The organism is Flavobacterium sp. N2038, from assembly GCF_025947185.1.
In the GTDB taxonomy this organism is placed as follows: domain Bacteria; phylum Bacteroidota; class Bacteroidia; order Flavobacteriales; family Flavobacteriaceae; genus Flavobacterium.
The window spans coordinates 2,546,879-2,561,989 of record NZ_CP110001.1; the positions used below are offsets into that span (position 1 = coordinate 2,546,879).

The following is a 15,111-nucleotide window of genomic DNA, read 5'->3' on the forward strand; positions in this document are numbered from 1 at the left end:
AGATAATGATTTGTCCTCCTGAACGAAGCCGAAGGATATTTCGTAACATAAAGATCTTTGACTACACTCAGACTAACAAACGTAGGAGTAGAAAATAATGATTTGTCCTCCTGAGCGAAGTCGAAGGACATTTGTGACAAGAGATCTGTTGACTATAAGAAAGACATAAACCGAAAACTACCAACCAAAAAAACAAGAACTAAAACATGAGAAAATATATTCTAATAACATTTCTGATTACCACATTTTCTTTCGCTCAAAAAACAACTTTGTACTGTATTGGTGATTCTACAATGGCCAATAAAAAAAATCCTGATAAAAATCCCGAACATGGATGGGCGCAGGTGTTACAGCCTTTTTTTAGCGATAATATTGTAGTGGTAAATAAAGCCGTAAATGGTAGAAGCACAAAAAGTTTTATAAACGAGAAGCGCTGGGATTCGATTTATAATACACTAAAGAAAGAAGATTATGTTTTTATAGAATTTGGTCATAATGACGAAAAAATAGAAGACTCTGCTCGTTATACAAATCCTCATACTTCATATCGATATAATTTAATTCGTTTTGTGACAGAAAGCAGAGCGAAAGGGGCAATTCCGGTTTTACTAACTTCTATTGCCCGACGTAATTTTAATGAGAAGGGTGTCTTAGTACCTACACATGGAAATTATCCTCTTGAAACGAGATTGATTGCACAGGAATATAAAGTTCCTTTTATTGATCTCGAATATTATACTGAATTACTAGAGCAATCATATGGACCGGAAAGATCAAAAGAATTGCATTTGCACTTTAAGACAGGCGAAAATGCTTACTATGACAAAGATAAAGCCGATGACACGCACCTCTCTTTAAAAGGAGCTACCGAAATCGCTCAGATTGTAGTGAATCAGATTAAGCTCATGGACAATTCTTTATTGACTAAATTAAAAAAAGGTATTAAGTAAAAACAGTATTGAATAAAAAAGATGTCTTAAAATGTAATTCAAAAACCTTTTACTGGTAATCGCATGGTGTTGTAAACGAGATCTTTGCACTATAAATATTAGTTGTATTATTTAATTGATTTTGAAGTAATAACATTAATATTCTTTTAAACTTATAATTTGAATAAAAAGAGGGAATGAAAGTTCTCTCTTTTTTTTGCATTTAACTGCAAGCATTTTATGTTAGTAATAAGTTGATTTTTTTTCAGAGATGTTTTTACATTTTAGGGATAAAAACAATCTTACTTCATCATTGTTTTAAAATCTAAAAAAAAACGAATAAGTATTGTCAAAGATTAGGTTTATACAGTCTTTGTCCTATTAAGATTTGTAGTTGTACTACATTCCATTAGAATGAGAAAGCTATTATCGCTTTCTCATTTTTTTATACTCCTAATACAGGACTACTATTTAGGATTGTCTTAAAATACCAGTTTAAAAACTTTTCGTGGTTAAGTTGAAAAAACAATACCTAGACCTTTGTTGCCTCAAACTACTCTTGTTGGAATCAGTTTGATTTGTGGTATTAATAAAACAATAAAATTAAAAAAGTTGTCTTAATTGCCTTGTTTCATTGTCCACGATTTATCTAAAATAATTTAATAAGAACATTAAAAAATTTGTACACATGAAAAATAAATTACTTCCTTTAATTTTTGTCTTAGGATGTTATTCTGCTTATTCGCAGGTGGGTATTGGGAAGTTAGATCCTAATGCTTCTGCACAATTAGAGGTTTTTGCAAGTGATAAAGGGGTGTTAATTCCAAGAGTAAAACTAACAGGAACTACAGATGCTTCAACTATAGTAAAGGGAAATGTTGAGAGTTTACTAGTGTTTAATACGGAAACTATTTCTGATGTTATTCCGGGGTACTACTATTGGTTTAATGGGAAATGGAATAAATTTATTATTTCTGGCGAATCAACTGGTATAGCTGGAGGTCAAGGGCTGCCAGGTAATAAAGGAGAAGCTGGATATCCGGGTGATAGTGTTGCAATGTATATTGACAATGAAACTGGAAAAGTTTATATACGTGATCCTAAAAATCCGGACAAATGGATTCAATTAACAAGTAAAAATGGTATTGACGGTATTGCTGGAGCAACGGGAGCACCTGGAACAGCAGGTTCAATCATTACTTTGGATGCTATTGTAAAAGATCCGGCTGGAAACATTTATGTATATGTTGGAAGCGACAATACAGTTGCAGGACGTGATGCAGAATGGACATCTAAATCTCCTAACTGGGTTAAGATTAATGGTCTTGACGGTAAAGATGGTAAAGATGGTGTAATTGGAGGTCAGGGTGTACCGGGTAATAAAGGAGAAGCAGGTTATCCAGGTGATAACATTGCAATGTACATTGACAATCAGACAGGAACTGTTTACATACGTGATCCTAAAAATCCTGATAAATGGATTCCGTTAACAGGTAAAAATGGTATTGACGGTATAGCAGGAGTTGATGGAGCACCTGGAACAGCAGGTTCAATCACTACTCTTGATGCTATTGTAAAAGATCCGGCAGGAAACATTTATGCTTATGTTGGAACTGACAATACAGTTGCAGGACGTGATGCAGAGTGGGCATCTAAATCTGCAAACTGGGTTAAAATCAATGGTCTTGACGGTACAAATGGTATTACTGGAGCAACAGGAGCACCTGGAACAGCAGGTTCAATCACTACTTTAGATGCTATTGTAAAAGATCCGGCAGGAAACATTTACGCCTATATTGGAACCGATAAAACAGTTGCAGGACGTGATGCAGAATGGGCATCTAAATCTCCAAACTGGGTTAAGATCAATGGTCTTAACGGTGCAAATGGTATTACTGGAGCAACAGGAGAACCTGGAACGGCTGGTTCAATTACTACTCTTGATGCTATTGTAAAAGATCCGGCAGGAAACATTTACGCATATGTTGGAACCGATAATACAGTTGCAGGACGTGATGCGGAATGGGCATCTAAATCACCTAACTGGGTTAATATTAATGGAAAAGATGGAATAACGTCATTTGTATCAACTGTAACAACAGGACATGACATTGCCACTTATACAGATGCAGCGGGAAAACCGGCAGCACTTAAAGAAACTATAACTTCATTAAAAGATGTAGTGACACAGGAAACTGATATATATGATCAACAGGTTGATGTACATACTTTAACTTACACTGATGAAACAGGTACAGCTACCCCAATCGATTTGTCGCTTTTAGTAAAAGGTACAGAAACTTTAACTTCTTTGACTTATGATGGTACTACACAAGCATTGGTTTATAAAGATGAAAAAGGAAATGAAAGCGAGTTTAAATTAGTTGACTTAGTAGGGCCGTCTCAAACGTTAACATCGTTAGTAGTAAATAGTGACAAAGGTACATTAGATTATACTGATGAAGATAAGGTGACACATCCTTTGGATCTTACAGATGCGATTAAAGAGCCGTGGTTTAGTTCGGCATCAAAAAAAGGAGCTACTTTAAATACAGACGATGTTTATACACAAGGCTGGGTAGGAATTGGTTTTGATGCTCCATCTGCAGCTCCAAATGAAAAATTGAGAGTGAATGGTGCTATTACAACGGTAAACAGTTATTATGCAGATTATGTATTTGAAGATTATTTTAAAGGTTTCTCTGATATCAAAGCAGATTATAAGTTTAAGAAATTAGAAGAAGTTGATGCTTACATTCAAAAGAATAAACACTTACCTGGTATCACGCCAATAAATGAATTAATAAAAACTAAAGAAGGTTATTCATTCAATGTTTCAGAATTATCAATTCAGTTGCTTGAAAAAACAGAAGAGCTGTATTTACATATTATTGAGCAGGATAAAGAATTGAATGCAAAGAATAATGAAATTCTGGCATTGCAGAAAAAAGCAGAAGAAGTTATGAATCATAATTTCGAACAGGATGAGCAGTTGAAAATTAAGAATGAAGAAATTCAATTGCTTAAATCGGCTTCTGAAGCAATGGAATTGCGCTTGAAAAATCTGGAGAAGTTAATGGGGAAATAAAAATAATTGAATGTTTAAATGTAAGAACGGCAGTAGGAAATTCCTATTGTCGTTTTTTTTATATGACATAAATAAGAGTATAAAAAAATGTGATTAAAAAATATCAGATTCATAAGAAGTTTCTTGCTTTAGTGTATTGTGTCAGATAAAAAAGAATGAATTGTGTAGTGTATTGATTATTAGTGATTTGTGTAGGTTTTGGCTTTACAAAAGTTCGTCTTATTCTCTTATTATTTAAACGTATAGAGGCTTTTTAAACTTTATAATTGGAGGAATTTTGCAGGGTAATTAATGTGGTATTTATTTAATTGATAATGCCGGTTTAATTCTGTTACAAGTGGTTTCAAACAGCACTTAATTTATTAATAAAAAATTAATATTCATGAAAAACAAATTATTACCATTACTCTTTGTTTTGGGAGGCGGTTTTGCGGGTTACTCGCAAGTTGGTATTGGTACCACCATGCCAAATTCTTCAGCCCAGTTAGAGGTTGTCGCCACTGATAAAGGGGTTTTGATTCCTAGAGTTCAATTAACAGGCTCAACGGATGTTCGTACAATTAAAAATGGAAATGTAAGTAGTTTATTAGTATTTAATACAGCTACTGCTTCTGATATTACACCTGGTTACTATTATTGGTATGATAACAGATGGAATAGAGTTGTTACTTCAAATGAAATAACTGCCACTACCGGAGCTGTTATTTATAACCCAACTAATCAACAATTCAATTATGTGGATAAGAATGGGAATCAACAAGTGATAGATTTTACCCAAATAATTAAAGCAAATGAAACAATAACTACTCTTGTTAATAATGGAGCAGCTTCTTACACTTATACAAGTGAGAATAACTCAAAAACTACCATTGATGTTGTTGGTGATGTTGTTACAAATGCGTCATCAATTTTCAATAATCCTGCGGTAACTAATATTATCCAGCAGATTTCTGAAAAAGCAGTTGGTAATGTAACATTCGACTCAGTAACAAACAAGTTTAGTTATGTAGATGCAAAAGGAGTCAGTCATGTAATCAATATCAATGATATTGTAAAATTAAATGAAACAATAACTACACTTACTAATAATGGTGCAGGTTCTTATACTTATAAAAATGAGTCAGGAGCAGACAGCGACATTAATGTAGTGAAGGATGTTATTGATAACTCGTCAACGATTTTTAATAATACTGAAGTTAAAAAAGACATTACGACCTTAATTGAAAGCAAGCAGACTATAACAACTCTTATTAATAATAATAATGGTACTTATGATTATACAAATGAGGATAATTTAAAAACTACTATAAATGTTGTTGGAGATGTTGTTGCAAATGCATCATCAATTTTCAATAATCCTGCGGTAACCAATATTATTCAGCAGATTTCTGAAAAAGCAGAAGGAAATGTGACATTCAACTCAACAACAAATGAGTTTAGTTATGTTGATGCAGCCGGAAATACGCAGCTTGTAAACATTAAGGATATTGTAAAATTAAATGAAACCCTTACTTCTTTAGTAAAAGGAACAGATGGTAAGTATGTTTATACTGATGAGAAAGCTGGAACAGCTACAATTGATGTTGTTCAGGACGTTATAGATAATTCATCAACGATTTTCAATAACAGTGCAGTTAAAACTGAGGTTACAAACTTAGTTGAGAGTGAGCAGACTATAACGACGCTGGTAAATAATAATAATGGAACGTATTTATATACAAGTGAAGACAAAACGCCAACGACTATTGACGTAATTGGAGATGTTATCACAAATGCCTCTACCATTTTCAACAATCCTGCAGTAACCAATATTATTCAGCAGATTTCTGAAAAAGCAGAAGGAAATGTAACATTCAACTCTACAACAAATGAGTTTAGCTATGTTGATGCAGCTGGAAATACACAGTTGGTAGATATTTCTAAAATTGTAAAAGACAACGAAACCTTAACTTCTTTAGTAAAAGGAACAGATGGTAAGTATGTTTATACAGATGAGAAAGCAGGAACAGCTACTATTGATGTTGTTCAGGATGTTATAGATAATTCATCAACAATTTTTAACAACAGTGCAGTTAAAACTGAGGTTACAAACTTAATTGAGAGTGAACAAACTGTAACGACGCTGGTAAATAATAATGACGGAACATATTTATATACAAGTGAGGACAAAACGCCAACGACTATTAATGTAGTTGGGGATGTTATTACAAATGCCTCTACTATTTTCAACAATCCTGCTGTAACCAATATTATCCAGCAGATTTCTGAAAAAGCAGAAGGAAATGTAACATTCAACTCTACAACAAATGAGTTTAGCTATGTTGATGCAGCTGGAAATACACAGTTGGTAGATATTTCTAAAATTGTAAAAGACAACGAAACCTTAACTTCTTTAGTAAAAGGAACAGATGGTAAGTATGTTTATACAGATGAGAAAGCAGGAATAGCTACTATTGATGTTGTTCAGGATGTTATAGATAATTCATCAACAATTTTTAACAACAGTGCAGTTAAAACTGAGGTTACAAACTTAATTGAGAGTGAGCAGACTATAACGACGCTGGTAAATAATAATGACGGAACGTATTTATATACAAGTGAGGACAAAACGCCAACGACTATTAATGTAGTTGGGGATGTTATTACAAATGCCTCTACTATTTTCAACAATCCTGCTGTAACCAATATTATCCAGCAGATTTCTGAAAAAGCAGAAGGAAATGTAACATTCAACTCTACAACAAATGAGTTTAGCTATGTTGATGCAGCCGGAAATACACAGTTGGTAGATATTTCTAAAATTGTAAAAGACAACGAAACCTTAACTTCTTTAGTAAAAGGAACAGATGGTAAGTATGTTTATACAGATGAGAAAGCAGGAACAGCTACTATTGATGTTGTTCAGGATGTTATAGATAATTCATCAACAATTTTTAACAACAGTGCAGTTAAAACTGAGGTTACAAACTTAATTGAGAGTGAACAAACTGTAACGACGCTGGTAAATAATAATGACGGAACATATTTATATACAAGTGAGGACAAAACGCCAACGACTATCGATGTAGTTGGAGATGTTATCACAAATGCCTCTACCATCTTTAACAATCCTGCGGTAACCAATATTATTCAGGAAATTGCTGGAAAAGCAGCAGGCGACGTAACATTCAACTCTACAACAAATGAGTTTAGCTATGTTGATGCAGCCGGAAATACACAATTGGTAGATATTTCTAAAATTGTAAAAGACAACGAAACCTTAACTTCTTTAGTAAAAGGAACAGATGGTAAGTATGTTTATACAGATGAGAAAGCAGGAACAGCTACTATTGATGTTGTTCAGGACGTTATAGATAATTCGTCAACGATTTTTAATGATCCAAAAGTAATCAACGAATTAACAACTATTGTTAAGGATAAAGAAACTGTAACTTCATTAAAAGATGTAGTAACACAGGAAACAGATATATACGATCAACAGGTTGATGTACATACTTTAACTTACACTGATGAAACAGGTACAGCTACCCCAATCGATTTGTCGCTTTTAGTAAAAGGTACAGAAACATTAACTTCTTTGACTTATGATGGTACTACACAAGCATTGGTTTATAAAGATGAAAAAGGAAATGAAAGCGATTTTAACTTAGTTGACTTAGTAGGACCGTCTCAAACGTTAACATCGTTAGTAGTAAATAGTGATAAAGGTACATTAGATTATACTGATGAAGATAAGGCGACACATCCTTTGGATCTTACAGATGCAATTAAAGAACCGTGGTTTAGTGTGGCATCAAAAAAAGGAGCTACTTTAAATACAGACGATGTTTATACACAAGGCTGGGTAGGAATTGGTTTTGATACTCCATCTGCAGCTCCAAATGAAAAATTGAGAGTGAATGGTGCTATCACAACGGTAAACAGTTATTATGCAGATTATGTATTTGAAGATTATTTTAAAGGATTCTCTGATATTAAGTCAGATTATAAATTTAAACAGTTGGCTGAAGTAGATGCTTATATTAAGAAAAATAAACATCTTCCGGGTATTACTCCAATCAGTGAATTGGTAAAAACGAAAGAAGGATATTCATTTAATATGTCAGAACTATCAATTCAACTATTAGAAAAAACGGAAGAGTTGTATTTACACGTTATTGAGCAGGAGAAAGAACTGGAAGTTAAAAACAATGAAATCCAACAATTGAAAGCTGAATCAGCAGCAATAAAAGCAGCATCAGCAGCAATGAACGTGCGTTTAGAAAAATTGGAAAAATTAGTATCAGATAAACAATAGTAATCAATTAATAATTATTCAGGTCAAAGTACTGCTACAGTACTTTGATACTGACTGAAATTTAAGAATATGAAGAATTATACAAATCAATTACAAAAGATAGCTTTAGTAGTTATCTTGAGTTTATTAAGTTTTGGTTCCGTTTTTGCTCAGGCCGAAACAGCAAAAATTAAAGACGGAACGATCAGTAATGGCGCTGCAAAGGCTAAAGATGGTGCTATTTTTGAGTTAGAAAGTAACAATAAGGGGATGTTAATTTCCCGTATGTCGACGGCACAGCGTAACGCTATTCCTACCGCTAATTTATCAAACGGATTATTGGTTTTTAATACCAATACCAATTGTTTTGATTATTGGGATTCTTTGAGGATACAATGGTTGAGTATGTGTGGTACACCACCACCAGCAGTATTTGATGTAAGTGCAGCACAATGTTCAGCCGTGGTTGCTAATGGTACTTATAAACAAGGTGTTACTCTTTCAGGAGATAATACACTTACTGTTCCGGTTACCGTTACACAATCAGGTACCTATACAATGACAGCTACAACTGCTAATGGGTATTACTTTGAAGCAAGTGGAAATTTTCCGACTGCTGGTGTTTATGATATAACATTAAGAGGAACAGGAAGACCAAGTACAGGATATGCTACCGGTGATCCAGGAGATACAGTAAGTTTAATTTTGAATGGTGTGGTATGTGATTGTACACCACATATTTATGTAGAAAAAGCGAATGTTGATTTTGCTATTTCTTGTGGAAGTCTTAATGTATTAGGATCGTACAATATTGGTTTAGATTTAACAAGTAGTAACAAATTAACTATTGAGGTAAATGTTACCAATTTAGGGTATTGGAGTATGAAAACAAATACCGTAAATGGGTATTCATTTACTGGACAAGGTACCTTTACTGTAACAGGACCACAAACGGTTGAATTATTAGGAACAGGAAAACCAACTGCTTCCGGTACAGACATATTTAATCTTTCTTCTAATGCAAGTACGGTTGCAGGTGGGTCTTGTAGTGGTATTTCTGTAACAGTTGCTCCTGTGGCTTATACTATGGATTGTTCAAAAGCAACTCAGGCCGGAGCATACATGCAAAATGTTGCACTTAATCCATCAACGAATACAATCTCATTGCCAGTAAACGTTACGGCTACAGGTTCAACTACAATTACAACTAATACAATTAATGGAATATCTTTCTCTTCAGGTCCAATTGTATTGACAAAATTGGGTGCAGATACTGTAGTACTTAAAGGATCTGGAACGCCATTGTCAGGAACAACAACAGCTTTAACATTTACGGGAACTCCAGGAGCAACGGCAACTTGTTCTTATAACTTGATTATTGCACAGCAGCCAGTTGCTTATACCATGACATGTGGTAGTATTACAACTGCAGGAAATTATGTTCCTGGTGTTGTAATGGATCCTGCCGCAAATACAATGACAGTTTCTGTAAACGTTACATATGTGGGGGATTATGATATTAGTACAGACGTAGTAAACGGAATCTCTTTTTCAAAAAAGGGAACTTTTGCAACGACAGGAACACAATCAGTTGTTTTAGAGGCATCAGGAACTCCAACTTCAGGCGGTACTTTTACTTATAAAGTTAGTACTAATAGTACTTCAAGTACTTCAACTTGTACTAAATCAATATTGTTTACATACCGTACAATGAATGTATTAGGAATGGGAGAGGGAATTTACCAGCCTGCAAGTGCAAGTGCAAGTTATTCTGCGAGATCTATATTATCTCCATCTAATTTTGGACCTACAGGTACAGTTCAAATGAAAGAGTCATTTAAGTTTGTAAATGGAGGGTACTCTGTAGGGGCAGCGCTTAAAAAGCTTATTAATGACAATAAAATTGATATCATTTATGTTGGTTACAATTGGTATTATTATACTGATGCAGCTACAATAAAAGTATTAAGCGATTTTGTTAAAATTAAAAAAGGAGTGTTAATTTTTGCTAACGAAAGATATCAGGCGAAAGATGTAATCGATGCTATTTGTGATGCTAATGTAACTATCTCTGCAACTAACAATGGTTATGTTTATAATGTCTCTAATGCATCTGATCCAAGTTTAAATGGTCCTTTTGGTGACCTTAGAGGTAAACTTTTAGGAGGAGATGGCGCTAATTCTGTTTTCGTTAGTAGTGGTGCTCCTGCAAATACAACAGTATTAGCAACACAAGGTTCAAATATCTATTCACTTAAACACAATACTTTAGGTTTTGTATTCTTAGGAGATGGAGGTTTTAATTGTGGTTATTCAGGCTATGGTGATAATGTTACTACTACTTATCCTGCATTTGCTTCGACAACTGGTACACCTCTGTCAAAGGCTTATAATGGTGGTACAATATACAACAGTATTATGTATGCTAATCTTATGGCATGGGCGATAGACTATTCTCAGACAAACACAGATACAAGTTATATAATTAATTAAAAAAAACGATAAAGCACTTCTTTTTTTAGTTTAATCAAAGAGGTGCTTTTTAAAGTTTAAATCAGCGTTCGAAACACAGTTTTGATACTTCTTTTACCAAGGTATAATAAGTTGATGTGAGAAATAATATTTGAAATATGATTATGGACAAAATATACATTAGTGCGTTTTTTTTATCGATATGTACCATCGGCAAAGCAACAGCACAGACAGTAAACAATGGCGAATTGGTTGTTAGATCTGGTACAGTAATGGCTACGGTCTCAAGCTTTAATAATAATACCTCAGGAGACTTTATTAATGACGGGACATTTATATTGTATGCAAATTACAATAATGATGGTTTAGTTAGCTTTACTCCCAAAACGAGTACAGGACTAACCTACTTTAAAGGACTTTCTGGAGCCCAGACTATTTCGGGGACTATTTTGAGCGAACTAAACAATGTACACTTTGAGAATAAAAATGTACAACCAGCTTTTTTATTGTCTGGAGATATTAGTATTGCCGGAGTTTCTGAATTTGATAAGGGAATTGTAGACAATGTGAATTACAATGGAAACATCATTTTTGAAAGTGATGCATCTCACAAATCTACTAGTAACAATAGTTATGTTTCAGGTTATGTAGAGAGAGCCAAAAATAAGGCTTTTCAGTTCCCTATTGGTGACGGAGGTTTTTTCAGACCCTCTTCAATTGGACAGATAAATTCACAGGATGATTTTTTTAGAAGCAAATATTTGCTTAAGGATTCGGATCCTCAATATCCGCATAATCAAAGACAAAAGAGAATTCAGTTGATTGATAATGTTGAGTACTGGGAACTTGAAAGTAGTCAGAAAAACATAGATCTTGCTTTGACATTATCATGGAACGAAGAAACGACTCCAAATACTATTATAAACGGAGAAAGAGATAGTGAACTGGCTATTGTAAGATGGGATGCAACTGATAATGAATGGAAGTTTTATACCACAGCAGTAGATGTAAGTAATAAGCTGGCTACTGCCGCAGTAAAAGATCAGGGGATATATACATTAGCGAGAATTCTGTCTGAAATGCCGGATAATATTGTGGTGTACAATGCAGTATCAGCCAACGGAGATGGTTTAAATGAATATTTTCGTATCGATGGGTTAGAAGATTTTCCGGATAATACTCTGCAAATTTTTAACCGTTGGGGCGTAAAGGTTTATGAAACTTCTGGCTATGGTGTAAATAATAACGTGTTCAAAGGGTATTCTGAAGGAAGAGTTACAGTTAACAAGGGAGAAAAACTTCCTACAGGAACTTATTTTTATGTCCTGACTTATAAAGGACTTAAATCAGGAAAAGAGAAAACCGGATACCTGTATGTTAATTAAATTAATTAGAAAGTAATGAAGAATTTTTTAAAAATAATAACACTAGTGTTTTTAGGAACATTGGGAGCTTCAGCTCAACAGGAATCGCAGTATACACAATATATGTATAATACGATGACAATAAATCCGGCATATACTGGTACCAGGGCTATTCCGAGTGTTTTTGGTTTGTATCGTACGCAATGGGTTGGTCTTGACGGAGCACCAAAAACAGCTAATTTTTCTTTGGAAATGCCGATTAATGCTCAGGGGCAAGGAATTGGATTGTCTGTTATAAATGACCAGATTGGCCCCTCTGCAACAACTAATGTAACAGGAAGCTATTCATATCCAATTCATCTTTCTGCTGAGGTGATTATGTCATTAGGAATTAGTGCTTCTATTAATTCTATGGAAGTTGATTACAATAAAGTAAATCCATATGATAAGAATGATCCGTTTATGACGGGAGTTATTTCAAAGGTATCTCCAAATGTTGGGGCAGGGGTTTATTTCCATTCCAGTAAATGGTATGCGGGATTATCTGTTCCACAAATCTTAGAAACTAAGTTCTATGAAGATGTTCAGATTTCACAGGCTGCTCAAAAAATGCACTTTTATGCAATGGGAGGTTATGTATTTGATTTAAATGATAATTTAAAGTTTAAACCGGCGGTTATGGTAAAAGCGGTAAATGGATCACCGTTAGCAGTTGATTTATCTGCAAACTTTTTATTCAATGATAAGTTTACATTAGGTGCGGCTTACAGATGGGATGCAGCAGTAAGTGCTATGGCCGGTTTTCAGATTACGGATGGTTTGAATATTGGTTATGCTTATGATTATGATACTCAGAAAATTGGAAATTATAATTCAGGATCACATGAGATTTTCCTGCGTTTTGATTTGTTTAGCACAACAAAATATAGATTGGTAACCCCAAGGTTCTTCTAATAACGATTTAAAATTAAACAGGATGATGTATAAAAAAATAAAAATCGTTTTTGTTTTTCTGATGTTATGTATGCTGCATAATGCAAGTATACATGCGCAGGACAAAAAACTGGAAAAAGCTAATGAAGTATACAAAAAATATGCTTTCGTTGAAGCAGCAAAATTGTATACAAAATTGGTTGATAAAGGTAATAACTCTGTAGAGGTTTATACTAAACTGGGAGATTGTTATTATTATAATGGAAATTATTCTGAGGCATCTGCCTGGTATTCTAAAATTATTGACAATGGTAGCAATGTTGATCCGGAATATTATTTCAGATATGCTCAGGCTTTAAACAGCAGTCAAAACTACGATGAGGCGGCAAAGGTGATGAAAATGTATTACGCCAAAACTGGAAAGAAAGATTTGAGTGAAAACTGGAAAGAATCAAAATTATTGTCAGATATTCAAAAACAGTCTGGACGTTATGAGTTTAAGCCTGTTGAGCTGAATACTACATCTTCAGATTTTGGAAGTTCATTTTTAGGAAAAGATAAAGTTATTTACGCTTCAGCTAAAGATACAGGAGTGGTCATAAAACGTAAACACAGTTGGAATAATAAATCGTTTTTAAAATTGTATACTGCTGATATTACTGCTGATGGAGGTTTACAAAATCCGATGCTTATTAAGGGCGAGGTTAATACAAAATATCATCAAAGTTCTCCTGCCATAACAAAGGATGGCAGCCTGATGTATTTTACCAGAAGTAATTTTATTGGAGGCAAATTAGGTTCAGATAAAGAAGGGATTTCAACTTTAAAAATTTATGTAGCGCAAAATGTTAAGGGAGAGTGGAAGAATATTAAAGAACTTGCTTACCCGGTAAATGCCGATGGATTTTCATCTGCACATCCAGCTTTAAGTGCTGATGAGAGCGAACTTTATTTTGTTTCAGACCGCAATAACAAGTTTGGAAACACTGATATTTATGTTGTAAGTCTTAAAAAAGGTGGTTTTGTTGGTAATGATGTTAGAAAACTTGGCGATGAGATCAATACTTTAGGAAAAGAGACATATCCTTTTGTTGATTCAACAGGAATTTTATATTTCTCTTCAGATGGACATCCGGGCTTAGGAGGATTAGATGTTTTTGCTGCCATTAAAGATGAAAATGGAATTTACCATGTTGTAAATGCTGGTGATGGCGTTAATACTAATGCTGATGATTTTGCTTATGGAATTCAAAGTGATTCTAAAAAAGGATATTTTTCTTCTAATAGAAGCGGAAATGATGATATCTATGGTTTTACTGAAACAAGACCGGTAAGTTTTAATTTAGACATTAGACCAATTGTCTACGGTATTCTTAAAGACAGTGATGGAAAACCAATTGAAGGAGTAGCTGTTGAAGCTTATAATCCGGCAGGTGAAAAAACCGGAACCTATTTGAGCGATAAAGAAGGTAAATATGTAGCTTATATCGAACCTTTCCAGGAGTATAAATTAGTATACAAAAAGCCAGGTTTGATTGAGAAATCAGAAGAGATTAAACCAATGAAACCACTTGAAAAACGTGAGTTATCACCAGATCTGATTAATGAGCGACAAATTGTGATAGATGGAGAAACAAAAACGATAGAGGGCGATTTGACAAAATTACTAAAATTACAGCCTATTTATTTTGATTATGGAGGTTATAATATCAGAGAATCATCAAAAGTTGAACTTAACAAAGTAGTTGAGTTGATGAAAGTTCGTCCAAATCTATTGATAAAAGTGAACTCTCATACTGACAGCCGTGGTAAAGATGATTACAATATGAAGTTATCTCAAAACAGAGCTAAAGCAACAGTAGCTTATATTGTGAAAGCCGGAATCCCTGCTGATCGTTTAAGTGGTGAAGGTTTTGGAGAAACTCAATTGATCAATCATTGTTCTAATGGAGTGAAATGTACTGAAAAGGAACACGAATTAAATAGACGCTCAGAGTTTATTGTTTCCTGGAAAGAATAATCAGGAAGTAGTTTCTAATTTTAGTAATA

General features: G+C 34.0%; 7 protein-coding genes. All 7 read left to right on the forward strand.

The annotated features are described in order from the left end of the window. Positions 1 to 206 precede the first annotated feature (206 nt). The 7 genes from OLM51_RS11415 (at position 207) to OLM51_RS11445 (ending at position 15,082) form a co-directional block, all read left to right on the forward strand. Complete coding sequence (locus OLM51_RS11415; protein WP_264550746.1) at positions 207 to 950, forward strand: rhamnogalacturonan acetylesterase; 744 nt, start codon at positions 207 to 209, stop codon at positions 948 to 950. Positions 951 to 1,617: 667 nt separating this feature from the next. Further along, entirely contained in the window at positions 1,618 to 4,017 is a 2,400-nt protein-coding gene (locus OLM51_RS11420; RefSeq protein ID WP_264550747.1) for a hypothetical protein, read from the forward strand. A gap of 382 nt (positions 4,018 to 4,399) precedes the next feature. Further along, positions 4,400 to 8,314 (forward strand): beta strand repeat-containing protein, encoded by a 3,915-nt coding sequence (locus OLM51_RS11425; protein ID WP_264550748.1) that lies wholly within the window; start codon positions 4,400 to 4,402, stop codon positions 8,312 to 8,314. Positions 8,315 to 8,383: 69 nt separating this feature from the next. Further along, a complete protein-coding gene (locus OLM51_RS11430; RefSeq protein ID WP_264550749.1) occupies positions 8,384 to 10,786 on the forward strand; it encodes a hypothetical protein in 2,403 nt (800 codons plus the stop codon). 143 nt (positions 10,787 to 10,929) lie between these two features. Then, entirely contained in the window at positions 10,930 to 12,150 is a 1,221-nt protein-coding gene (locus OLM51_RS11435) for a gliding motility-associated C-terminal domain-containing protein (RefSeq protein WP_264550750.1), read from the forward strand. Positions 12,151 to 12,165: 15 nt separating this feature from the next. Further along, entirely contained in the window at positions 12,166 to 13,083 is a 918-nt protein-coding gene (locus tag OLM51_RS11440) for a type IX secretion system membrane protein PorP/SprF (RefSeq protein ID WP_264550751.1), read from the forward strand. A gap of 25 nt (positions 13,084 to 13,108) precedes the next feature. Further along, positions 13,109 to 15,082, forward strand: coding sequence for an OmpA family protein (locus tag OLM51_RS11445; RefSeq protein ID WP_264550752.1), 1,974 nt, complete (start codon positions 13,109 to 13,111; stop codon positions 15,080 to 15,082). Positions 15,083 to 15,111: the final 29 nt, after the last annotated feature.

Coding starts and splice junctions, on each gene's coding strand:
- OLM51_RS11415 (WP_264550746.1), top strand. CDS start 207: ATGAGAAAATATATTCTAATAACATTTCTGATTACCACATTTTCTTTC.
- OLM51_RS11420 (WP_264550747.1), top strand. CDS start 1,618: ATGAAAAATAAATTACTTCCTTTAATTTTTGTCTTAGGATGTTATTCT.
- OLM51_RS11425 (WP_264550748.1), top strand. CDS start 4,400: ATGAAAAACAAATTATTACCATTACTCTTTGTTTTGGGAGGCGGTTTT.
- OLM51_RS11430 (WP_264550749.1), top strand. CDS start 8,384: ATGAAGAATTATACAAATCAATTACAAAAGATAGCTTTAGTAGTTATC.
- OLM51_RS11435 (WP_264550750.1), top strand. CDS start 10,930: ATGGACAAAATATACATTAGTGCGTTTTTTTTATCGATATGTACCATC.
- OLM51_RS11440 (WP_264550751.1), top strand. CDS start 12,166: ATGAAGAATTTTTTAAAAATAATAACACTAGTGTTTTTAGGAACATTG.
- OLM51_RS11445 (WP_264550752.1), top strand. CDS start 13,109: ATGTATAAAAAAATAAAAATCGTTTTTGTTTTTCTGATGTTATGTATG.